The following is a 21,535-nucleotide window of genomic DNA, read 5'->3' as shown; positions in this document are numbered from 1 at the left end:
TTGCCCACACTGGGTTTGCTGGCCGGAACGGTCGATGCCGGCCATCGAGTTGAGCAGTAGTTGGCTGAATCCGTTAGGATTCTTACCTTGAAAAAGCCTTGGCTCACGCCAAAATGAGAGTAACCGAAGAGTGAGTTCCACCGGTATGCCCAGACGCACCCAGGACGACGTTGCCCTCGTCCCCCAAAAAACGCGGGTGGCCCCGCCACCTTTGTACAAAGTTTTACTTTTGAACGACGATTTCACGCCGATGGAGTTTGTGGTGCAAGTTTTGCAACGCATCTTTCGGATGGATCAAGAACAAGCCACCCGGGTCATGCTCACCGTTCACACCGAGGGGCGAGGCGTCTGTGGTGTTTATACCAAAGATATTGCCGCCACCAAGGTCGATCAGGTGCTGGATATGGCTCGTGTTCACCAGCACCCCTTGCAGTGCGTAATGGAGGAAAACGGATGATTGCCCAAGAACTTGAAGTCAGCCTGCACATGGCCTTCATGGACGCACGTCAGAAACGCCATGAATTCATCAGCGTAGAACATCTGCTGCTGGCCATGCTCGACAACCCGTCTGCTGCGGACGTGCTGCGCGCCTGCGGTGCCAATCTCGACCAGTTGCGCAAAAACCTGTCCGAATTCATCGAACAGCACACGCCAACCGTGTCCGGCTCCGACGAGGTGGAAACCCAGCCTACCCTGGGCTTCCAGCGCGTGATCCAGCGCGCCATCCTGCATGTGCAGTCGTCTGGCAAGAAGGAAGTCACGGGTGCCAATATCCTGGTGGCCATTTTTGGCGAAAAGGATTCGCACGCGGTGTACTACCTGCACCAGCAGAACATCAGCCGCCTGGATGTGGTCAACTACATCTCGCACGGTATTTCCAAACAGAAAAGCGCCGAGCCGCCCGCCCGGGGCAGCAGCAGTGAGGAGAGCAGCGACGAGCAGGAAGGGGCCGGCCACGGCGGTGCCCTGGAAAACTACACGCAAAACCTCAACCAGCAGGCGGTGGCCGGCAAGATCGACCCGCTGATTGGCCGCGACCAGGAGCTGGAGCGGGTAATCCAGACCCTGTGCCGCCGGCGCAAGAACAACCCACTGCTGGTGGGTGAGGCCGGGGTGGGCAAAACCGCCATCGCCGAAGGCCTGGCGCGGCGCATTGTGCAGGGTGAGGTGCCCGAAGTGCTGGCGGAAGCCACCGTCTATTCGCTGGACATGGGCTCGCTGCTGGCGGGCACCAAGTATCGTGGCGATTTTGAGCAACGGCTCAAGAGCGTGATCAAGCAATTGACCGAGGACAAGCATGCCATTCTGTTCATCGACGAAATCCACACCCTGATTGGGGCGGGGGCGGCGTCGGGCGGCACGCTGGATGCTTCCAACCTGCTCAAGCCGGCTTTGTCCAACGGTACGCTGCGCTGCATTGGTGCCACCACCTACAACGAATACCGTGGCATTTTCGAGAAGGACAACGCCCTGTCGCGGCGCTTCCAGAAAATCGACGTGGTCGAACCGACGGTGGAGCAGACCGTGCAAATCCTGCGTGGGCTGAAGTCGCGCTTTGAAGCCCACCATGGGGTGAAGTACACCGCCGCCGCGCTGACCACCGCTGCCGAGCTGGCCGCGCGCTACATCAACGACCGCCATCTGCCAGACAAGGCGATTGACGTGATCGACGAAGCCGGTGCTGCCCAGCGCCTGCTGCCGAAGTCGCGGCAGAAGAAAGTGATTTCCAAGCCGGAAATCGAGGACATCATCACCAAGATTGCCCGGATTCCGGCCAAGACGGTGTCCAACGACGACCGCAGCGCGCTCAAGACGCTGGACCGCGATCTGAAAAACGTGGTGTTTGGTCAGGATGCCGCCATTGATGCGCTGGCCGCTGCCATCAAGATGTCGCGCTCTGGGCTGGGCAACCCGTCCAAGCCGATTGGCTCCTTCCTGTTCTCCGGCCCTACCGGGGTGGGCAAGACTGAAGTGGCCAAACAGCTGGCCTACACGCTGGGCGTGGAGTTGCTGCGCTTTGACATGTCCGAATACATGGAGCGTCACGCCGTGTCGCGGCTGATTGGCGCACCGCCGGGCTATGTCGGTTTTGAACAGGGCGGCCTGCTTACCGAGCAGATCACCAAGCATCCGTATGCGGTGCTGCTGCTGGACGAAATCGAAAAGGCCCATCCGGACATCTTCAATGTGCTGCTGCAGGTGATGGATCATGGCACGCTGACGGACAATAACGGACGCAAGGCGGACTTCCGCAATGTGGTGATCATCATGACCACCAACGCTGGCGCAGAAAGCCTGAGCAAGTCCAGCATCGGCTTTACCAGCAGCAAGTCCAGCGGCGATGAGATGGCCGATATCAAGCGGCTGTTCACGCCGGAGTTCCGCAACCGGCTGGATGCCACCATTTCGTTCAAGATGCTGGACCAAGCGATCATCCTGCGCGTGGTGGACAAGTTCCTGATGCAGCTGGAAGCACAACTGGCCGAAAAGAAGGTGGATATCCACTTTACCGAGGCGCTGAAGGCGCATCTGGCCAAGAACGGTTTCGACCCGCAGATGGGGGCCCGGCCAATGGCGCGGCTGATTCAGGACACCATCCGCAAGGCGCTGGCCGACGAACTGCTGTTTGGCCGGCTGGCCGATGGCGGCGAAGTGACGGTCGATCTGGACGAGCAAGGCAAGGTCCGGCTGGAGTTTGTCAAGGAAACCAGCAAGGACAAAAGCGCCAAGGACAAAGGCAGCGCTGTGCCGGCCTGAGGTTTGAACTGACGCCAACCCTATCCGTGTGCCACTCTGGCAACCCCGCCTCGCCCCTGCGGCCTGGCGGGGTTTTTATTGGGCATTGCCCGGCCAACTGCCCTCGTGCTGCAACAGCCAGCGTTTGATTGACAGGGTATTTTCCCCGCGTGACTGATTAAACCCACCCAGATCGTGTGCGGCCACCACCCGGTGACAGGGAATCACAATCGGCAGCGGATTGCGCCCACATGCGCCCCCCACCGCGCGGGCGGCGCTGCCTAGCTGGCGGGCCAAGTCGCCATAGCACGCCACCTGGCCAGAGGGGATGGCGCACATGGCCTGCCACACCCGCTGCTGAAAAGCTGTGCCATCCGCCCGCAAAGGCAGGCTGAAGACATGGTCGGGGTGCTGCCAGTAGTGGGCCAGCTCATCTGCCAGCTGTGCGCACAGCGAGCCAGCACGCGGCGACTGCAGCGGGGCATCGGCGGGCAGAAAGCGGATGGCGGTAATTACCTCGGGTTCGGCGCTCAGGCCAAGACAGCCAAAGGGGGCGGCGATGACCGCGTGTTCCAGCGGCAAGATGGCAGGGCGAGGCATGGTGGCACTCCAGAACACTCCAGGAAATGGGCAGCGTACCCTGATGTGTGGCGTTGGTCATAAAAAAAGCACGCCTGATGGCGTGCTTTTTTCGAGACAGCTGGGCAATCAATGCCTGAATGGGGATGCCTGAGCGGTTTACGCCTTGGCAGCCACCACCTTGCGTGCCGGCAGCTTTTCCTTGATACGAGCCGACTTGCCCGAACGTTCGCGCAGGTAGTACAGCTTGGCACGACGCACGTCACCACGGCGCTTCACTTCGATCTGGGCAACCAGCGGCGAGTAGGTCTGGAACGTCCGTTCCACGCCCGTGCCGGCGGAGATCTTGCGCACGGTAAAGGCGCTGTTCAGGCCACGGTTTTTCTTGGCAATCACCACACCTTCGTAAGCCTGCAGACGCTCACGGTTGCCTTCCTTCACCTTCACTTGCACGATCACGGTGTCACCCGGTGCAAAATCAGGGATGGTTTTACCCAGACGGGCGATTTCTTCCTGCTCAAGTTGTTGCAGCAGATTCATGGGAGAAACTCCTGTTGTTATGCGGAATCTTGTTCCTGCTGATACTCAGCCAGCAGCCGAGATTCCAGTTTGGACAGCGGGCGATGGGCAAGCAGGTCGGGGCGACGGCGGGCCGTGCGTCCGAGTGACTGCTTGAGTCGCCAGCGGGCAATCAGGGCATGGTCGCCGGACAGTAAAACATCCGGCACGCGCATGCCTTGGTATTCTTCAGGCCGGGTGTAGTGGGGGCAATCCAGCAGGCCATCCACAAACGAGTCCTGTTCGGCAGACTGGGCGTGGTTCAGCACCCCCGGCAGCAGACGGATAATCGCATCCATCAGCACCATGGCCGGCAATTCACCGCCGGACAGCACATAGTCGCCCAGTGAAATTTCTTCATCAACCTGACGGTCGATTAACCGTTCGTCCACGCCTTCGTAACGTCCGGCCAGTAAAATCAGGCCAGGCAGGGCAGACAGTTCCCGCACGCGGGCATCGGTCAGCGGTCGGCCTTGCGGCGACAGATAAATGCAGTGGCTCTGTGGCACGCCCGCTTCTGCCTGACGACGACGAGCGGCCTGAAGCGCGCCTTCCAGCGGCTCTACCCGCATGACCATGCCAGGCCCGCCACCGTAAGGGCGGTCATCCACCGTACGGTAATTGTCGTAGGCAAAATCCCGGGGGTAGTGCGTGTGCAGTTGCCAGATGCCCTGCTCCAGTGCCCGGCGGGTGACGCCGCTGGCGGTCAGCGCGGTAAACATCTCGGGAAACAGGGTGACGACATCAATCTGCATCGTCAGTAGTCCAGCCCCCAGTCAACCCGCACGGTCTTGCCGGGCAGATCGACTTCCAGCACGTAGGCGGCCACAAAGGGAATCAGCCGTTCGGTCTGGTCCTGATGCACCACCAGCACATCGTTGGCAGCACCTGTGGCCAGCAACTCGCTGACCTGGCCCAGCAGTTCACCCTGAAGGTTGATTACCGACAGGCCGATCAGGTCGGCCCAGTAGTATTCGCCTTCTTCGGCGGGTGGCAGCTCGCTGCGTTCGATGGCGATGGTCAGGCCGCGCAATGCGGCGGCCTCATCACGCCCGGCAATGCCCTGGAGCTTGGCCGCAATGGCCTTGGTGTGCACCGCGCCGTCTTCCAGCGTGTAGGCCTGCCATGCACCGCCAGGGCGGCCCAGCCACCAGCGTGGGTAGTCGAACAGGCTGTCGGCGTATTCGGTGTCGGCGTGGATTTTCACCCAGCCGCGAATCCCGAACGCGCCAGAGATATAACCCATGCTGACCAGTGCGTCCTCACTGGGCGGCGCTTGGCCGGTCATCACAGGGGTGCCTGACATGCTCAGGCGGTCACTTTCTGTTGCTTCAGCAGCTTGGCGACAGCTTCGGTCACCTGGGCGCCAACGCCGGTCCAGTAGCTCACGCGGTCCATTGCCAGACGCACGCGTTCCTGACGCTCATTGGCAACCGGGTTGTAGAAGCCAACGCGTTCGATAAAGCGGCCGTCGCGGCGGTTGCGGGAATCGGTCACGACGATATTGAAAAACGGACGGTTCTTGGCGCCGCCGCGAGCAAGACGAATCACAACCATGGTGGTTCCTAGTTTAATCAGACAGTAAAAAGGCTGCGATTTTAAGCCGCTTTTCCTTTTACTTGCAAGTGTTTAAATCAACAGCCGCGCCAGAGTGGCACGGCTGCCGCAGCCCAACCGGCCTTGTTGGCCCGGTCGGGGGAGGGACGGGAGGCAAAAGCCGGTACCGGGAAGCTTACAGTGGCCGGGTCACCCAGGTCAGCTGGCGGTCTTCCGGGTGCGGCGAGACGGTAAAGCCAATCTTGCCCATCAGCTTGAGCATGCCCTTGTTATTGGCCAGCACCTCGCCGCGCATGATGGTCAGCCCCTGCTTCTTGGCCGCGTCAAACAGCCGGTGCATCATGATCGGGCCAATGCCGCGTCCTTGCCAGTTGTCGGCCACCACCAGGGCAAACTCGCACGACTCGTTGTCCGGGTCGGTAAAGTAGCGCGCCACGCCCAGCTGCTCTTCGTGGCCATCCACCATGCGGGTCATCACCAGCGCCATTTCCCGGTCGAAGTCCAGCTGGGTGAAGCGCACCAGCACCGACTGCGACAGCTGCTTGATGCTGGACATATAGCGGTTGTAGCGGCTTTCTTCCGACAGGTTGCGCACAAACTCCTGCTGCATGTCGGCGTCTTCCGGGCGCATCGGGCGGATGGTCACTTCGGTGCCGTCGTTCAGCACCATCTGCTCCACCATGTCCGACGGGTAGGGCATGATCGCCATATGCCGGTAGCGGCGCGAGTGGCGGGTCTTGCGCACGATGATGCGCGCATCCAGCACCACGCCGCCACGGTCGTCCACCAGCAGCGGGTTGATGTCCATTTCCAGCAGGTCGGGCAGCTCACAGACCATTTCCGACACCCGGCCCAGCAACTGCTTGACCAGTTCCAAATCCACCGCCGGCATGTTCTTGAACTCGCCCAGGGTTTTGCTGATCCGGGTGCGGGTAATCATTTTTTCGGCCAGATAGCTGTTCAGCGGCGGCAGGGCGATGGTGCGGTCGTGCTGGATTTCGGTGGCGATGCCGCCGGTGCCAAAGGTGATGACCGGGCCAAAGGTGTTGTCGTGCACCACGCCCATCATCAGCTCGCGGGCATGGCGACGGCGCACCATGGATTGCACCGACACACCATGCACCAGTGCATCCGGCATGGCCTGACGGGTGCGGGTGAGAATATTGGCAAAGGTTTCCCGCACCGAGGCACTGCTGGTGATGTTCAGCTCCACCCCGCCCACGTCGGACTTGTAAATCACGTCCGGCGAGTCGATTTTCAGCACCACCGGGTAACCCAGTGTTTCGGCGTGGGCCACGGCTTCCTCGGCAGTGGTGGCCAGCCGGGTTTCATTCACCGGGATGTCAAACGCCGCCAGGATTTCCTTGGATTCGCGCTCCGACAGCACTTCCCGACCCTGGGTCAGCGCAGCGTCGATGATGATCTGCGCCCGTGCCACGTCCGGCGCGGTGTGCTCGCCCTGCAGCGGGCCGGGGGTTTGCATCAGCAATTGCTGGTTGTAGTGGAACGAGGCCAGCGAGCGGAACACTTCCACGGCAAATTCCGGGGTGCGGAAGTGTGCCATGCGCGCGCGGCTGAACAGCTCGCGGCTGGAGGCCACTTTCGAATCACCAAGCCAGGACATGAACATTGGCTTGGTGGTTTCCTTTTGCAGGCCCACCATCAGTTCGGCGGTGGTGTGGTGGTCGGTACCGGCCTGCGGGGTGAAGATCACCAGCACGCCATCCACGTTCGGGTCGTCCAGACAGGCCTTGACCGCCATGCGGAAACGCACCGGGCTGGCGTCGCCGATGATGTCCACCGGGTTGGCGCGCGACCAGTTGCGCGGCAGTTCTTCGTTCAGCAGCTGCATGGTGTCCGGCGACAGCTGCGCCAGTTCGGCACCGTAGCTCATCACGCTGTCAGCGGCCAGCACGCCAGGGCCGATGCCGTTGGTGACAATCGCCAGCCGGGTGCCCAGCACGCGGTATTTGGCGGCCAGCACGCGGGCAGCGGTAAACAGCTGGGCAATGGTGTTGACCCGCAGCACACCCGCGCGTGCCAGCGCCGAATCAAACACATCGCCGCTGGCCACCATGTGGCTGGAGTGGGTCAGCCCGGTGTGCTGGTCCAGATAACGGCCCGACTTGATCACCACCACCGGCTTGCCGCGCGCGGCAGCGCGCAGCGAGCTCATGAAGCGGCGCGCGTCGTGGATGGAATGCACATGCAGCAAAATCCCCTGGGTGTAGCCGTCGGCCACCAGGTAATCGAGGATTTCGCCAAAATCCAGATCCGAGCTTTCGCCCATCGAAATCACGCTGGAAAAACCAATGCCCTTGGCTTCGGCCCAGTCCAGCATGGCGGTACACAGTGCCGACGAGTGCGCCACCAGCGCCAGATTGCCGGGGCGCACCTTGGCGGAATAATTGCTGGCGTTCAGGCCGATCACCGGGCGCATCAGGCCAAGCATGTTCGGGCCAAGCACACGGACGCCGGCGCGTTTGGCAATGGCCAGCGATTCGTTCATGACCTCGCTTTCCAGCTCGTCGGTATCGGCAAACTCGCGGGTGAGCAGTACGGCCTTCACGCCTTTTTTGGCACAGTCTTTCATCACGCCCGGCAGCGAGCGGATGGCGGTGGTGACCACGGCCAGGTCGATATCCACCTCAAGCATTTTCACATTGGGCACGGCAGCAATGCCGCCCACCACGCGGTGATTCAGGTTGACCGGATAGAGTTTGCCTTGGTAACCCCCGGCCAGCAGGTTGGCAAACACCGCCTGGCCCACCGAGCCCGGCGTGTCGCTGGCCCCGATGACGGCAACGGTGCGGGGGGCAAAAAGTGGCGTTAAATAGTGCGGTTTCATGGTTTTAGCCTGGTCATTCAATCAGTTTTATCGTGACGCACGGGATGACCGGCGTCGCCAGCAGGGCCAGACAGGCGGGGATGGCCGCGTGCTGTCCGCAATGTGGCCGTCGGTCGTTGGTTTGCCAGTCTCAAAGGGCAGACTGCCGGGCGGACCACTTGGGCCACGGCGGAATCTGTCTGGCAAAACATGCGGGCAAGTGCTCTCTGCGGGGGGATAGAGCGCACTGCATCGGCAGCCTGAGTACAATACCGGGTGAGTATTGTGCAATGCAACATTATCTACCAGTCTGTTTCCCTTCGCAAAAACGGCGGGTCATTACCATGCTGCCGGCGGCGTGTCGCTGGCAGCGCTGTGGCTTTTTTGCTATGTTTCGATTTTCGTGCGCGCAAAACCGGGTTGTCAGCCCTGGTTCTGACGCGGTTCATTTCATGATGCATTGCACTGCCCGCTTCGTCAGCCGGCGGCAGCGCACTGCAGCAGAGCCTCTGCAGCCTTGCCCAATATCAGCCGCCTTTTCTGCGGCAGGAGCCAAACCCGATGTCCCCCCGTGTTGTGACCCTCGCCCATTACTACACTGCACCTGAAATCCAGCATATGGCTGACAAGGTGGGCGACAGCCTGGAGCTTTCCTTGTATGCCCGCGACGCCCAGGCCGACATCATCGTGTTTGCCGGTGTGCGCTTCATGGCGGAAACCGCCAAGATTCTCAACCCCCAGGCCACGGTGATTCTGCCTGATGCCGGCTCCACCTGCTCGCTGGTCACCCAGACCGATGTCGGTGCCTTGCGGGCCTGGCGGGAAAGCTACCCCGATCACGTGCATGTGTCCTACATCAACTCCAGCGCCGAGCACAAGGCGCTGTCCGACTGGATTGTCACCAGCCGCAATGTTGACGACATCATTGCCCACCTGTACGCCGAAGGCAAAAAAGTGATTTTTTCGCCCGACCGCAATATGGGGGCTTACCTGAATTTCCAGTACGGCTACGACATGCCGCTGTGGTCGGCAGTGTGCGAGGTGCACGACAAGTTCAACGAAACCGCGCTCAACGAAGCCTTTGCCAGCGCGCCGGGTGAAGTTTTCCTGATTGCGCACCCGGAAAGCCCGTTGCCGGTACTGCAACGTGCAGACTACGTGGGTTCCACCTCAGGCATGTTGAACTGGGTCAAAAACTATCAGGGTGATCTGCAGGCCAGTATTTTTGTCGCCACCGAAGACGGCATCCTGTACAACATGCATCAGGCCCGCCCGGATCTGAACCTGCTGCAGGCACCGATTTACGCCGGCTGCCAGTGCAATTCCTGTCCATACATGAAGCTGAACACCATTGCGGCAGTGCAGGCTGCCCAGGCTGGCCAGGGCACGCACATCGACTACCTGAGCGCGGCCCAGATGGACGCTGCCCGGGCACCGATTGAACGCATGCTGGCGTTCAGCCAGCGCTACGTGGCCTGATGCGCACGCGCATCGGCCTGGTGCCAGCGGTGAAATGACATGGCCTTTTGCCCTTGGCGGGTTACAATCGCCCCATTCACCTTGAGTGACACGCCATGAATTTTTTGATCAGCAACGACGACGGTTACTTTGCCCCCGGCATTGCCGCCCTGGCCGAGACCCTGTCGCGTTTTGGCTCGGTCACCGTGGTCGCCCCCGAGCGCGACCGCAGCGGCGCGTCCAACTCGCTGACGCTGGACCGCCCGCTGATTGCCCGCCGGGCCGCCAACGGGTTTTTCAGCGTCAACGGCACGCCCACCGACTGCGTCCATCTGGCCATCACCGGCCTGATGGAACAGCGTCCCGACATGGTGTTTTCCGGCATCAACCACGGTCCGAACATGGGCGATGACACGCTGTACTCCGGCACCGTGGCCGCCGCTACCGAGGCCTATCTGCTGGGTGTGCCGGCGGTTGCCCTGTCGCTGGCCGGCAAACCTGGCCGGCATTTCGCCTCGGCCTGCCGGGTGGCCGAACAACTGGTGACGCGCTGGCTGGCGGCACCCTGGAGCACCCCTGCGTTATTGAACGTCAATGTGCCGGATATTGCGCCAGACCAACTGGGGCCGTTACAGGTCACCCGGCTGGGCCGGCGTCACCATGCCGAACCGGTGATTCGCAGCCAGAACCCACGAGGCGAGACGGTCTATTGGGTGGGGGGCGTGGGTGCCGCTCAAGATGCCGGCCCAGGAACCGATTTCCATACCGTGGCGGCTGGCGCGGTCTCGCTGACTCCGCTACAACTGGACCTGACCGCTCACTCCGCCCTGGACCCCTTTTCTGCATGGCTCGCATCATGAATACCCCGCACCTTGGCATTGGCATGACTTCACCCCGCACGCGCACCCGGATGGTTGACCGGCTGCGCGAAAAAGGCATTGCCGACCCGCGCGTGCTGGCGGCCATGGCTGAACTGCCGCGCCACCTGTTTGTGGAAAACGCCCTGGCGCACCGCGCTTACGACGACGACGCTTTGCCGATTGGCCATGGTCAGACCATTTCCCAGCCATTTACCGTGGCACGCATGACCGAATTGCTGCTCAACGGCAAATCCCCGAAAAAAATTCTCGAAATTGGCACCGGCTGTGGCTACCAGACTGCCATCCTGACCAAGCTGTTTCCCGAGGTGTACTCAATTGAGCGCATTGCGGCGTTGCTCGACCGGGCGCGGGCCAATTTGCGTGCGGTCAAGCAGGTGCGGGCCCGGCTGCAATATGGTGATGGTCACCTTGGCCTGCCCGAAGTGGCACCGTTTGATGCTATTATCATGACAGCAGCTGCTACGCATATTCCACCGGCCCTGCTGGAGCAACTGGCCGTGGGGGGGCGGATGATTCTGCCGCTGGGCACCCAGGAGCAGTTTCTGTGGATGATCGACAAACAGGAAGATTCTGTGCAAAAAACCCGGCTTGACCCTGTCCGATTTGTCCCACTGCTGAACGGTCAGCAGTAGGCTTGCTGCCCGGCAAATCATCAATATGTTGTGTGCATGATACATACCATCTGGTTGTTGAACCCGGTTTCAAAGAAAATCCCCCGTCCTTGCCAAAGTCGCTAGACAAAGCAGGCAGGGTCGTCTTACATATGATTCAGCGATAGTGAACTATGCGCCTAGCACGTAAACCGTTTTATCTTGTCGCCCTGGGATTGACCCTGACGGGATGCAGCTCCTTGTCACAAAGCCCGGCTCCGGTGGTTCAGGGGGCGTCGCCGTCCCGCACGGCCTCGAGCTACCCGGCCAGCCCAAGCCCGTATGTGCCACCGGCCAGCGCGCCAGTGCGGGTACTGGAGCCTGCGCCGCAAAGCGAGGTGATTCCGTATCGGGCCAAGACGCCGATCAAGGTCAGCAGCGTGTCCAGCAGCACCAATATCCCGGCCTACCCGATGACTGCACCGGTGGCCAGCGCACCGATGCGCAGCCCGGTGCCGGTTATCAGTAGCAGCCCAGCGCCGACGCGCGATCCGGACGACGACCGTCCGGACAGCTACAAGGTCAAGGCGGGTGATACGCTGTACAGCATTGCATTGAATTTTGGCCAGGACTACCGTGAAGTGGCCGCCTGGAACCAACTGGACGACCCTGGGGTCATCAAGGTGGATCAGGTGTTGCGTCTGACCCCGCCGGCAGAACCGGTTCCGCCGCCCCGGCCTGCGCCAGTGAGCGCCCCGGTGATTGAGCGCCAGGCAGACAAGCCGGCAGTGACGCCACCCGTGGCCGACAGCAGTACCCGGCAGTCGCCCAAGGCGGTCAAGCTGCCATACTCGGCTGAGGCAGTGCGCAAGGTTGGCCCGCTGGCCGAGGCGACCCCGCCAGTGGAGAGCAGCGAAAAAACCGAAAAACTGGCCAAAGCCGACAAACCTGTCGACAAGGCCGTGGAGAAACCGGCCAGCAAAGTGGCTGAAAAAGCTGAAAAACCGGCAGACAAGCCCGTCAGCAAGACAGACAGCAAGAGCAAAACCGATAGCGCCAGCAAACCGGTGAAGGATGCTGGCAAGCCTGCCGCCAAGGAGGCCCCGGCCCCGATGGAGCCGCCGCCGGGTAGTTTCACTGGTGACGAAGAAGTTTCCAGCTGGAGCTGGCCGACGCAGGGTAAGGTAATTGCCCGGTTTACCGATAGTAACAAAGGCCTGGATATTGGCGGCAAAACCGGTCAGCCGGTGTCTGCTGCCGCCAAGGGCAAGGTGGTGTACAGCGGCTCCGGTTTGCGCGGCTATGGCAAGCTGATCATCATCAAGCACAACAAGACCTTCCTGACTGCCTATGCGCACAACAACCAGTTGCTGGTCAAGGAAGGCCAGGTAGTCAATAAAGGGCAGAAAATTGCGGAAATGGGCAACTCCGACGCCGACCAGGTCAAGCTGCACTTCGAGATCCGGCGGTTTGGCAAGCCGGTTGATCCGCAAAAATATCTCGGCAATGCCCCCTGAGTCTGTCGGCCACGTCGTGTCGGACAGCGAGGGGGATCAAGGGGACACACTATGAGCCACAGCATCGACAGCCTGCACGAAGAAGATCTGTCAGACACCCTGGAGCCGTCGCTGGACGACGAGCCGGCAGCCGCTGAAGCCAGCGAGGACACCCGTGAGTCGCCTTTCAGCGGCATGGATGAACTGGCCGATGTGACCCAGATTTATCTGAATGACATCGGGCATAACGCCCTGCTCAGCGCCGAAGAAGAAAAAGCCCTGTGCCGCCGGGTGGTGCAGGGCGACTTTGCCGCCCGCCAGCGCATGATTGAGCACAATCTGCGTCTGGTGGTGAATATTGCCAAACACTACATCAACCGTGGCCTGGCGCTGCTGGACCTGATTGAAGAGGGCAATATCGGCCTGATGCACGCGCTGGAAAAATTTGACCCTGAGCGCGGTTTCCGTTTTTCCACCTACGCCACCTGGTGGATCCGGCAGAGCATTGAGCGGGCAATCATGAACCAGTCGCGCACCATTCGCCTGCCGGTGCATGTGATCAAGGAGCTGAATGTCTGCCTGCGCGCCCAGCGTCATCTGGAAATGCAGGCCGGACGCGAGCCCTCGCTGGAGGAAGTGGCGCATCTGGTAGACAAGCCGGTGGACGAGGTGCGCCGCATTCTCAACCTGAACGAACGCATGGCCTCGCTGGACGCGCCGCTGGACATCGACCCGATGCTGACCATCGGCGAATCGATTCCCGACGAGCAGCAGGAAGAGCCCGACACCCTGTTGCAAAACGCCGAAATCGAACGTTACGTGCGTGACTGGCTCAAGCAGCTGAATGAAAAACAACGCACGGTGATCGAACGCCGCTACGGGCTGAATGGCCATGAAATCTGCACGCTGGAAGAGCTGGCTGCCAGCATGAGCCTGACCCGCGAGCGGGTGCGGCAAATCCAGATCGAAGGCCTGGAAACCCTGCGCCGGCTGCTGCGCCGCCAGGGTGTCTCCAAAGACATGCTGTTGTAGCCCCCTGGCCTGCCCCGCTTGGTGTCGCGGGGAGGTCATGCTGATTGCGCCCCATCCGGCCAGGCCGGATGGGGCGCAATCATGTTGCACTGCAATAGTGCCAAGCCTGCAGATAAGGCCCACAGACGATTGCATTTTTTGCCTATTCAGCGCACACTTTTATCCATTCTAAAATCATAACGCTCCTGCGCTGGCCTCGTGTGAACAGGCAAAATTTCTGCGCTGGATCAAGGTGATGATCAAGAACAACGCGTACCGTTCATCTGGTAATGACGTTGTCTCCCGCCTGCGTCGCCACGCGCCAGGCGGGTCAGGGCATACGCGGGGAAACACCCAGCCCTTTTCTACAATGGACGAAATACTCAGGAAGCAGTCAATTGTTGACATGGATTAAAAAACAACTCCCCAGTTCCGGTCTGACCGCCTTCATCACCCATCAGGATTGCCTGCTGCATAATGTGGGCGAAGGTCACCCGGAGTGTCCCGAACGTCTGGTTGCCATCCGTGACCAGCTGATGGCTTCGCAGCTGTACGACGAGCTGCACGAAGTCGAGGCCCCGGAAGTCACCGATCAGCAACTGGCGCGCGTGCATCCACCGCACTATCTGGAATCGCTGGAGGCCAGCGTGCCCAATAGTGGCACCCACCGGGTAGACCCGGACACCGCGATGATGGTGCATACCCTGCGCGCCGCCCGCCGTGCCGCCGGCGGCGCGGTCAAGGCGGTGGACATGGTGTGCGAAGGGCTGGCCCCCAATGCCTTTTGCAGCATTCGCCCGCCCGGCCACCACGCCGAGTCGGCCAAGTCGATGGGCTTCTGCTTTTACAACAACGTGGCCATCGCCGCCGCGCACGCCCTGTCGCAGCATGGCCTGGAGCGGGTGGCCATCATCGACTTTGACGTCCACCACGGCAACGGCACCGAAGAAATCTTCCAGAACGACCCTCGGGTGATGATGGTGTCGATTTTCCAGCATCCGTTCTACCCCTACTGTGGCGATGTGCCGCTGGGGCCAAACATGCACAATATCCCGCTCAAGGCCGGCAGCGGCAGCGCCGCTTTCCGCGAGGCGGTGGAAATGGCCTGGCTGCCCAATCTGGAAGCCTTTCAGCCGCAGATGATCTTCATCTCAGCCGGATTTGACGCCCACCGTGAAGACGAAATGGGCTCAATGGGGCTCACCGAGTCTGATTACGAATGGGTGACTCGCCAACTGGTGCGACTGGCGCACACCTACGCCGAAGGCCGCATCGTGTCGGTGCTGGAAGGGGGTTACGACCTGTCGGCGCTGGCGCGCAGTGTGGTGGCGCATGTCCGGGTGTTGTCCGCCGGCTGAATCACCCCCATCCCAGCAGGGGATGGTGATCCTGATGCTGCTGGCGTTGCTGCTGCTGGGCAGTCTGGCGCTGATGCCCTGGTGGCTGCAGCCGGCGCACAATGCCGCCTGGCGGCACCAGCAGGACGCCAGGGCATTGGGCCAGGCCCAGGCCGCCCTGCTGGCCTGGGCGTTTGCACCGCCACTGGTCGTGGCTGGCACCGTGGGCGAAGAGGCCGAACCCGGTGCTTTGCCCTATCCGGATCGCAAAGGCCAGGGCTATAGCAGCTGCACCACCGAGGGGACGCATCTGGTTTCCACCGATTCCAATCTGCGCCGGCTGGGCTGGCTGCCGGATCTGGGCGAACAAGCCCGGGCCGCCCTGTCCGTGCCCTTCATTGCCAACCCCTGCGACAGCCTCACCCAGGATGCCCCCAGGGCCATGGCGCTGGCCCCGCGTCTGCGCGATGGCCATGGTCAGGCGTTGTGGTACGCGGTGTCAGCCAATGTCATGGACCGGCGCGAGCAGCACAGCACCCGCTACCGCCAGCCCATCACCTTTCGCACCCTGCACCGCAACACCGGCTGGCTGACTGTCTGCAATGGCCAGGGCCAGGTGCTGTCCGACCGGGTGGCCTGGCTGCTGATTGCCGCCGGCCCGCCCTTGCCCGGCCAGCTGCGGGACGGCAGTTTTCAGCGCAATGCGTATCTGGACCGGCTGAGCTTTCCCGCCGGGGCCGACAGCCGTTGCGGCAGCAGCGGGCGCAACGACGATGGCGACAACCGTTTTGTCCAGGCCAGTCCGCGAGCGGGTTTCAACGACACCCTGCTGTATTTTACCGCTGATGACTATCGCGCCCGGCTCAGTCAGTGGATGACCCATTTTCTGGCCCGCCGCCTGCAACAGGACGGCCTGCCCGACCCCATCCGCTACCTGGATCAGCCTCCGGCCATGGCCACCCCCTCGGCCAGCGACCCCGACCCGTTTCCCTTCATCTCCTCGCCATGGTGTGCCAGCGTGACGCCCGGCCACGCCACGGTGAAGGTGGATACTTGCTACCCTGGTGCCAGCCCGGCGGCAGTGCATTGGCCCAGCTGGTGGGCTGGCTCGTATAACCGCAACCTCAACGACCCCGACCGCCCGGCTGGCGTGGAGCTCGACACCTGGGCCGCCACCCTGCGCTACCAGCCCGACCCCAGCGACCCGGCCCACCCAGCCATGTACCTGATGTTTGACGGTGACCCGCGATGCTGGAAGATTACCCGGCCTGACAGCGCCACCACGCCACTGCACCACGCCATTAGCGAGTACGCCCATGCCCCCCTGCCCAGCGCCTGCCCGGTGTGAGTGCTCTCAGGCGGGCTTCAGCCTGGTGGAAATGACCATTGCGCTGGCGGTGCTGGGCATGGTGCTCACCAGCCTGATTGGGCCGTTGCAGCAGTTCAAGGATCACCAGCGCCAGCGCGACACCCGCGAGGCGCTGGCCAGCATCCGCCAGGCCTTGCTGGGCTTTGTCATGAGCCAGGGCCGTTTGCCGTGTCCGGCGGATCCGGCCAAGCCCATCAGTCTGGCCAGCGCCGGGCTGGCCGAACCGGACGACGGCAGCGCCTGCCTGCGACAAGTGGGCAGTTTACCGTGGAAAACCTTGGGCGTTTCCAGCACGGATGCATGGTTTCGCCGCTATACTTATGCCGTCGCCGCCCGTTATTCACAAGCCATTACCGTGTTGGCCTATCCGCTGCCCAGCAGTGCCAGCGAACTGGCCGCCCCGGCCTGGTATGTGTATCTGAGCGCGCAAACACCGCCTCCGGCCAATCCGGCGCAGCTGGACCGGGTGGCGGCGCTGGTGGTGTCCCATGGTGCCAATGGCCACGGTGCCTGGCATCACGATGGCGTCCAGCAGGACAGCGCTCAGGCCAGCAGCCAGGAGCAGCTGAACCTGGCCAGTACCGGACGCACGCTGGGCAGCAATGCCAGCCCACTGCCGTTTTATCTGCCCGCCCGCCCCGGCGCTGACAGTGATGATGTTCAGGATAGCCTGCCCGCGCCGCTGGTGTTGCACGCGCTGGTGAGCGCAGGCCGGTTGCCCTGATGGTTGATGCAAAAAGACGCGAACAAGGAGTGATCTGATGTCGAATACGCAACGCGGCTTTACCCTGGTGGAACTGGCCATTGCGCTGGTGATTATCGGCCTGGTGCTGGGCATGACCTTCAAGGGACGCGAGCTGATTGACGGGGCCAAGGTCAAGAGCGTGCAGGCGCAGTACGGCAAGATCAGCGCCGGGATGAATATCTTTTTTGAGAAATACGGTTTTTATCCTGGCGATGGTTGCACCAGCAGTGGCGTCACCGTGGTGGCCAGTTGCGCGGGCGGCAAGGACATCACCCTGAGCACTGCCGCCGAGCAGTCGTCGTTCTGGACCCTGCTGGGCAGCAGCAATATCCTGCCGCTGTCGGAAAAGAAAAACCCGATTGGCCTGGAATGGGAAATCAAAACCGGCGACGGCATCGACCCTGCCGATGCCAACCGCTTTCCGCCCAGCAACACGTTCTTGTATTCGGCGGCGGTGGATGCCCGCATGCTGTGCCAGCTGGAGCGGCAGATGGACGACCTCGACCCGGCGACCGGGCTGATTCGTTCCGACGCCAGCAGCTATAGCAGCAGTACGGTAGACTGCTGGCAAATCAACGCCAGCCCAGCCAAGATGGCCATCCGGCTGTTGCCGTAACTGGCAGGGCAGGTCAGTGGCCCAGCCCGCCGTAGTGCAGCCACGGCGGCCCGCCCAGCAGCAGACACAGGCTGCCCAGCAGCAAGGCTGCGCACTCCACCCATTCAATCCCCGCGCCCAGGCAATCGCCCGTCACGCCGCCCAGCCGGCGTGCTAAAAACCGCCGCCACAGCCACAGCAATACCGGGCCTGCCAGCGCCAGCCAGGGGGCCAGCGCTAGCGATGCCGCCAGCAGGATGGCCAGGCTCAGCCACAGCAGCCACGGGCCGCTGCGCCAGGCAAAGCGCTCTGCCTGACCACCACTGGCCAGCGGCGGCAAACTCACCGACCACCATAGTGCGCCAAAGCGCGCCCAGGCCGGAATCAACACCAGCGCCCACGGGCTCAGGCCGTGCCTGGCGGCCAGCATCAGCGCCACCAGCTTGACCAGCAGCGCCAGCCCCAGCGCCGTAACCCCAAAACTGCCGACATGCGGATCTTTCAGCACCGCCAGAAAGCGTTCCGGGTCGCGGTGCGCTGCGCCCAGCCCATCGGCCAGGTCGGCCAGCCCGTCCAGATGCAGCGCGCCAGTGATCCACACCCAGGCCAGCAGGGTGACAATCGCCGCCAGCCAGGGGTCGAGCTGGGCCAGCGGCCACCACAACGCCAGCAGCAGGCTGCCAATCAGTGCCCCCACCGGGGCAAACCAGCGCCCGCACCCCGCCAGCCAGGCTGGGTCGAATGTGCGTAGCTGTGGGGTGGGCAGCCGGGTCAGAAACTGCACGGCCAGAATCAGTTCGCGCATCAAGGCGCTCCTTCCAGCGCCAGCAACCAGGCCGGCTGTGGCGGATAACACGACAATTGCACCAGCCCCCCACGCGCCACCGCCACCCGCCGGGCCACCGGCCAGGGCATGGCCATCAGCTCGGCCAGCAGGGCGGAAATCACCCCGCCGTGGGTCAGCAGCAGCAGATGCTCATCCGCTGCCTCGCCCAGCCCGGCGCTGTGCCGCGTCCAGGCACGGGCGCAGCGCTGGCGAAAGGTACTAATCCGTTCTCCGTCGGGTGGGCCACCCGCTTCATCCTGACACTGGCTGGCCCAGTCGTCGGGCAAGGTTTGTGGGTCAGCACCCTCCCAGCGGCCAAAATCCAGTTCGGCCAGATCGGCATCCACCGACACCGCCAGGCCATGCGCCTGGGCAAAGGCCTGCGCTGGTTGGCAGCAGCGCAGCAAGGGCGAGGCCGCCAGCCGGGTGATTGGCCGGCGCTGGTGCAGGCGCTGCAAAGTAGCTGCCAGGTATTCGGCTGCCGCTGGCGTGGGGGCTGGGTCGCTGTGCCGGCCAATCAGCATGCCACTGAGCGGGGTGTCGCCGTGGCGCAGCAGGGTGAGGGTAAAGGGCGTCATGCGGCGTTGGAGACACCGGCTTCGGCAAAGGTGGCCATGTCGTTATGCAGGCGCACCGCCATTTGAATCAAGGGCACGGCCAGTGCCGCGCCAGAGCCTTCGCCCAGGCGCAGGCCCAGGTCAATCAGCGGTTCCAGCCCCAGCGCCGCCAGCGCCAGCTGGTGGCCCTGTTCCTGCGAGCGGTGGCTGGCCAGCCACCAGTCCGCTGCGTCTGGGGCGATGGCGCGGGCGGCCAGGGCGGCGGCAGTGGCAATAAAGCCATCCAGCAGCGCGGGCACACCCAGTGCGCCCGCCTCCAGCAGCAGCCCGGCCATGGCGGCAATTTCCAGCCCGCCCACTTCCGCCAGCCAGTCGCTACCACTGCACGCACCGGCGGCGTGTGCCCGCGCCAGTGCCTGGGTAACCACGGCCACTTTGTGTGTGCGCATTGCGGCGTCGATGCCCGTACCCAGCCCGACCACTTGCTCTGGGCTGGCGTCGGTCAGCGCGCAAATCAGGCAGGCCGACGCCGTGGTGTTACCAATGCCCATGTCGCCGGCAATCAGCAGGGTGGCCCCCTGGGCATGCAGCCGGCGGGCGGCGGCGCGCCCGACTTCCAGCGCCTGCCGGCATTCGGTGGCGTGCATGGCCGCTTCCACGCGCAGATTGCCGCTGCCAGGGCGAATCCGGGCGTGGACAATCGGCAGGTCTGCCGGCAATGGCGAGGCCACGCCCACATCCACCACTTCCAGCGGTGCATTCAGGCTGCGCGCCAGCACATTGATGGCTGCGCCACCGCGCACAAAATTTTTCACCATCTCGGCGGTGACGGCGCTGGGAAACGCCGATACGCCGTCAGCGGCCACGCCGTGGTCGGCGGCAAACACGGCAATGCCCGGTTGTGGCAGGGGCGGACAAACCTGGCCGCAGCGCTCGGCCAGCCAGCAGGCCAGCGTTTCCAGCCGGCCCAGACTGCCAGTGGGTTTAGTCAATTGCTGTTGACGGTCACGGGCTGCCTGGCCGGCAGCGGGATGGAGAGGGGACATGCAATTGACTCCTTGTATTTTTCATGATGCGTGTGTGGCTTATGACCACAAAGGGTCCAGAACATAGCACGATCATGATGGGTTTGTTGGTAAACAGGATGGAAAATTACGTTGGCAGGCTGAGAACAAGCTGCCAGCCACCTGTTTGATGTGTGGCTTTACATAACATACCTTGATGTTCGAGCCATAAAGCCTTTATCGAATGATGGGTATTGCACCGCATTTGTACAGTGCAAGGTGGGCTATTGACCATAAAGATGATACTGGTTATCATTTGCATTGGTTTTTGTCATTTTGCAGGCATTCCGCACACTGCCCAGGCAGTGTCTACACAGGCTTCACTTTCTTTTTGTTTGCTCTTGGTGGTGTTGCAAGGTGGCCAGGCCCTTTTTGTATTTGCCCACTGGCACTGCCTATATATGAGGTATTCTTATGGATATGCACACAGTTGATTTGCAGCCAGGCTTGGCGGTTGGAATAGCATCTTCTTCTCCTGTGCTGAATACTAAGCCACAAAGTTTTCATGGTGATACTGAGTTTCTGCATTTTAATTGCCAGCTACAAGGTGAGTTTGACATTCAGGTAGGCAAGCAGCACTGGCAACTGGCTGCTGGGGCGGTCAATATTGGCTTTGCTGCTGGTGAGAAGGTCAGGATAGATCGATGTGCCCAGTTGCTCAATGTGGCGGTGATGGTCAATCGCCAGTTGCTGCCAGCGCTGGTGGGTGATGACATTGCGTCTGACGATCTGATCAATACGCCACACTTCTTCATTCATACTGGTCGGGCCAGTCAGCAAACCACTGCGTCAGCCACTCAGATTGTGCAGCTGATGCGTGAGAATATTCAGCATAAGTTATTGTTACATGCCTCTGCGCTTGAGTTTCTTCATTGGCATCTACATGCATGCAGTCAGTGCGATCAAAGTAATGGGGTATCTTCCCGTGAGCGTAAACAACTGGAAATGGCAAGAGAGTTTTTGTTGCGTGATCTTAGTTTGCCCCCTACTATCTTTGATTTGTCTGGGCAGGTTGGGCTAAATCAGTGTAAGTTAAAGTTTGGCTTTAAAAAAATGTTTGGAAGTAGTATATATGCTTATTTTCAACAGGAAAGAATGAAGGAGGCTAGACGTTTGCTGGCTAAGCATAGCGTAACGGAGACTGCTGTGCAGTTAGGTTATAGTAATATTAGTCATTTTAGCGCTGCATTTCGCAAGCAATTTGGTATTCTGCCTAGTGAAATTCGTAAAGAATGGCAGTTCTGCCATCTTTGAGGGTTGGCGGTTACTGGGTGTATTTAGGGTGTACTGAAAAATCGTTATTGCCGCTAAGGTGGGGGTCTAGGATTTTTGTTTTAATGAATTTGTCT

At 61.5% G+C, this 21,535-nt stretch carries 21 protein-coding genes; 12 read left to right on the top strand and 9 right to left on the bottom strand.

The window, feature by feature from the left end; translation table 11 throughout:
* The first annotated feature begins 145 nt into the window (after window positions 1–145).
* Window positions 146–457 (top strand): ATP-dependent Clp protease adapter ClpS, encoded by a 312-nt coding sequence (gene clpS, locus BXU06_RS11895; protein ID WP_077299796.1) that lies wholly within the window; start codon window positions 146–148, stop codon window positions 455–457.
* Window positions 454–2,757 carry an ATP-dependent Clp protease ATP-binding subunit ClpA gene (gene clpA / locus BXU06_RS11890; RefSeq protein WP_077299793.1) on the top strand — a complete coding sequence of 768 codons (2,304 nt, stop codon included), beginning with the start codon at window positions 454–456 and terminating at the stop codon, window positions 2,755–2,757. The genes clpS and clpA overlap by 4 nt, the downstream gene beginning before the upstream one ends.
* Window positions 2,758–2,832: 75 nt before the next feature.
* On the opposite strand, the gene BXU06_RS18500 is transcribed toward clpA, so the two are convergent.
* The 6 genes from BXU06_RS18500 to BXU06_RS11860 form a co-directional block, all read right to left on the bottom strand.
* Complete coding sequence (locus BXU06_RS18500; protein ID WP_150125189.1) at window positions 2,833–3,336, bottom strand: methylated-DNA--[protein]-cysteine S-methyltransferase; 504 nt, start codon at window positions 3,334–3,336, stop codon at window positions 2,833–2,835.
* Between the two features lie 138 nt (window positions 3,337–3,474).
* A complete protein-coding gene (gene rplS / locus BXU06_RS11880) occupies window positions 3,475–3,855 on the bottom strand; it encodes a 50S ribosomal protein L19 (RefSeq protein WP_077299790.1) in 381 nt (126 codons plus the stop codon).
* Between the two features lie 17 nt (window positions 3,856–3,872).
* Window positions 3,873–4,628, bottom strand: a complete 756-nt coding sequence (trmD, locus tag BXU06_RS11875) for a tRNA (guanosine(37)-N1)-methyltransferase TrmD (protein WP_077299788.1) — start codon at window positions 4,626–4,628, stop codon at window positions 3,873–3,875.
* Between the two features lie 2 nt (window positions 4,629–4,630).
* Window positions 4,631–5,119 (bottom strand): ribosome maturation factor RimM, encoded by a 489-nt coding sequence (gene rimM, locus BXU06_RS11870; protein WP_077302849.1) that lies wholly within the window; start codon window positions 5,117–5,119, stop codon window positions 4,631–4,633.
* A 62-nt stretch (window positions 5,120–5,181) separates the two neighbouring features.
* Window positions 5,182–5,430 carry a 30S ribosomal protein S16 gene (gene rpsP / locus BXU06_RS11865; protein WP_077299785.1) on the bottom strand — a complete coding sequence of 83 codons (249 nt, stop codon included), beginning with the start codon at window positions 5,428–5,430 and terminating at the stop codon, window positions 5,182–5,184.
* A 175-nt stretch (window positions 5,431–5,605) separates the two neighbouring features.
* Window positions 5,606–8,278, bottom strand: a complete 2,673-nt coding sequence (locus BXU06_RS11860) for a bifunctional acetate--CoA ligase family protein/GNAT family N-acetyltransferase (RefSeq protein ID WP_077299783.1) — start codon at window positions 8,276–8,278, stop codon at window positions 5,606–5,608.
* A gap of 540 nt (window positions 8,279–8,818) precedes the next feature.
* Here BXU06_RS11860 and nadA point away from each other — a divergent pair.
* From nadA to BXU06_RS11815, 9 genes are all read left to right on the top strand, one after another.
* A complete protein-coding gene (nadA, locus tag BXU06_RS11855) occupies window positions 8,819–9,736 on the top strand; it encodes a quinolinate synthase NadA (RefSeq protein ID WP_077299781.1) in 918 nt (305 codons plus the stop codon).
* Window positions 9,737–9,831: 95 nt separating this feature from the next.
* A complete protein-coding gene (gene surE, locus BXU06_RS11850; protein WP_077299779.1) occupies window positions 9,832–10,575 on the top strand; it encodes a 5'/3'-nucleotidase SurE in 744 nt (247 codons plus the stop codon).
* Window positions 10,560–11,228 (top strand): protein-L-isoaspartate(D-aspartate) O-methyltransferase, encoded by a 669-nt coding sequence (locus tag BXU06_RS11845; protein WP_216352468.1) that lies wholly within the window; start codon window positions 10,560–10,562, stop codon window positions 11,226–11,228. The genes surE and BXU06_RS11845 overlap by 16 nt, the downstream gene beginning before the upstream one ends.
* Before the next feature lie 218 nt (window positions 11,229–11,446).
* Window positions 11,447–12,703, top strand: a complete 1,257-nt coding sequence (locus BXU06_RS11840; protein ID WP_171982213.1) for a peptidoglycan DD-metalloendopeptidase family protein — start codon at window positions 11,447–11,449, stop codon at window positions 12,701–12,703.
* A gap of 51 nt (window positions 12,704–12,754) precedes the next feature.
* Complete coding sequence (gene rpoS, locus BXU06_RS11835; RefSeq protein ID WP_077299775.1) at window positions 12,755–13,714, top strand: RNA polymerase sigma factor RpoS; 960 nt, start codon at window positions 12,755–12,757, stop codon at window positions 13,712–13,714.
* Between the two features lie 377 nt (window positions 13,715–14,091).
* Window positions 14,092–15,051: a histone deacetylase family protein gene (locus tag BXU06_RS11830; RefSeq protein WP_253189455.1), complete on the top strand. Its 960-nt coding sequence runs from the start codon at window positions 14,092–14,094 to the stop codon at window positions 15,049–15,051.
* 22 nt (window positions 15,052–15,073) lie between these two features.
* Window positions 15,074–16,378, top strand: coding sequence for a hypothetical protein (locus BXU06_RS11825; RefSeq protein ID WP_077299771.1), 1,305 nt, complete (start codon window positions 15,074–15,076; stop codon window positions 16,376–16,378).
* Entirely contained in the window at window positions 16,347–17,123 is a 777-nt protein-coding gene (locus BXU06_RS11820) for a type II secretion system protein (RefSeq protein ID WP_077299769.1), read from the top strand. Before BXU06_RS11825 ends, BXU06_RS11820 begins: the two co-directional genes overlap by 32 nt.
* Window positions 17,124–17,160: 37 nt before the next feature.
* Window positions 17,161–17,760 carry a type II secretion system protein gene (locus tag BXU06_RS11815; protein ID WP_077299768.1) on the top strand — a complete coding sequence of 200 codons (600 nt, stop codon included), beginning with the start codon at window positions 17,161–17,163 and terminating at the stop codon, window positions 17,758–17,760.
* A 13-nt stretch (window positions 17,761–17,773) separates the two neighbouring features.
* Here BXU06_RS11815 and cobS read toward each other — a convergent pair whose 3' ends face one another.
* Genes cobS through cobT form a run of 3 tightly spaced genes read right to left on the bottom strand, consistent with a single transcriptional unit; the run spans window position 17,774 to window position 20,168 of the window.
* Window positions 17,774–18,544 carry an adenosylcobinamide-GDP ribazoletransferase gene (gene cobS / locus BXU06_RS11810; protein ID WP_077299766.1) on the bottom strand — a complete coding sequence of 257 codons (771 nt, stop codon included), beginning with the start codon at window positions 18,542–18,544 and terminating at the stop codon, window positions 17,774–17,776.
* Complete coding sequence (locus BXU06_RS11805) at window positions 18,544–19,143, bottom strand: histidine phosphatase family protein (protein ID WP_077299764.1); 600 nt, start codon at window positions 19,141–19,143, stop codon at window positions 18,544–18,546. The genes cobS and BXU06_RS11805 overlap by 1 nt, the downstream gene beginning before the upstream one ends.
* Window positions 19,140–20,168 carry a nicotinate-nucleotide--dimethylbenzimidazole phosphoribosyltransferase gene (gene cobT / locus BXU06_RS11800; protein WP_077299762.1) on the bottom strand — a complete coding sequence of 343 codons (1,029 nt, stop codon included), beginning with the start codon at window positions 20,166–20,168 and terminating at the stop codon, window positions 19,140–19,142. Before cobT ends, BXU06_RS11805 begins: the two co-directional genes overlap by 4 nt.
* Before the next feature lie 432 nt (window positions 20,169–20,600).
* Between cobT and BXU06_RS11795 the strand changes: the two genes are divergently transcribed.
* On the top strand, window positions 20,601–21,440 hold the full coding sequence (locus BXU06_RS11795) for an AraC family transcriptional regulator (protein WP_077299760.1): 840 nt from the start codon (window positions 20,601–20,603) through the stop codon (window positions 21,438–21,440).
* Window positions 21,441–21,535 lie beyond the last annotated feature (95 nt).

The sequence above is a fragment of the Aquaspirillum sp. LM1 genome (assembly GCF_002002905.1).
Taxonomy (GTDB): domain Bacteria; phylum Pseudomonadota; class Gammaproteobacteria; order Burkholderiales; family Aquaspirillaceae; genus Rivihabitans.
Note: the sequence above shows the minus strand (reverse complement) of the source record. Positions and strands in the feature narration are given on the sequence as shown.

Bases quoted from the DNA above. Each gene is read 5' to 3' on its own strand.
- rpsP (WP_077299785.1), bottom strand. From the start codon at position 5,430: ATGGTTGTGATTCGTCTTGCTCGCGGCGGCGCCAAGAACCGTCCGTTT.
- BXU06_RS11825 (WP_077299771.1), top strand. From the start codon at position 15,074: ATGGTGATCCTGATGCTGCTGGCGTTGCTGCTGCTGGGCAGTCTGGCG.
- rimM (WP_077302849.1), bottom strand. From the start codon at position 5,119: ATGGGTTATATCTCTGGCGCGTTCGGGATTCGCGGCTGGGTGAAAATC.
- BXU06_RS11815 (WP_077299768.1), top strand. From the start codon at position 17,161: ATGTCGAATACGCAACGCGGCTTTACCCTGGTGGAACTGGCCATTGCG.
- BXU06_RS11805 (WP_077299764.1), bottom strand. From the start codon at position 19,143: ATGACGCCCTTTACCCTCACCCTGCTGCGCCACGGCGACACCCCGCTC.
- trmD (WP_077299788.1), bottom strand. From the start codon at position 4,628: ATGCAGATTGATGTCGTCACCCTGTTTCCCGAGATGTTTACCGCGCTG.
- rplS (WP_077299790.1), bottom strand. From the start codon at position 3,855: ATGAATCTGCTGCAACAACTTGAGCAGGAAGAAATCGCCCGTCTGGGT.
- rpoS (WP_077299775.1), top strand. From the start codon at position 12,755: ATGAGCCACAGCATCGACAGCCTGCACGAAGAAGATCTGTCAGACACC.
- surE (WP_077299779.1), top strand. From the start codon at position 9,832: ATGAATTTTTTGATCAGCAACGACGACGGTTACTTTGCCCCCGGCATT.
- BXU06_RS11820 (WP_077299769.1), top strand. From the start codon at position 16,347: ATGCCCCCCTGCCCAGCGCCTGCCCGGTGTGAGTGCTCTCAGGCGGGC.
- BXU06_RS11860 (WP_077299783.1), bottom strand. From the start codon at position 8,278: ATGAAACCGCACTATTTAACGCCACTTTTTGCCCCCCGCACCGTTGCC.
- BXU06_RS11795 (WP_077299760.1), top strand. From the start codon at position 20,601: ATGGATATGCACACAGTTGATTTGCAGCCAGGCTTGGCGGTTGGAATA.
- BXU06_RS11845 (WP_216352468.1), top strand. From the start codon at position 10,560: ATGGCTCGCATCATGAATACCCCGCACCTTGGCATTGGCATGACTTCA.
- nadA (WP_077299781.1), top strand. From the start codon at position 8,819: ATGTCCCCCCGTGTTGTGACCCTCGCCCATTACTACACTGCACCTGAA.
- cobT (WP_077299762.1), bottom strand. From the start codon at position 20,168: ATGTCCCCTCTCCATCCCGCTGCCGGCCAGGCAGCCCGTGACCGTCAA.
- BXU06_RS18500 (WP_150125189.1), bottom strand. From the start codon at position 3,336: ATGCCTCGCCCTGCCATCTTGCCGCTGGAACACGCGGTCATCGCCGCC.
- cobS (WP_077299766.1), bottom strand. From the start codon at position 18,544: ATGCGCGAACTGATTCTGGCCGTGCAGTTTCTGACCCGGCTGCCCACC.
- clpS (WP_077299796.1), top strand. From the start codon at position 146: ATGCCCAGACGCACCCAGGACGACGTTGCCCTCGTCCCCCAAAAAACG.
- clpA (WP_077299793.1), top strand. From the start codon at position 454: ATGATTGCCCAAGAACTTGAAGTCAGCCTGCACATGGCCTTCATGGAC.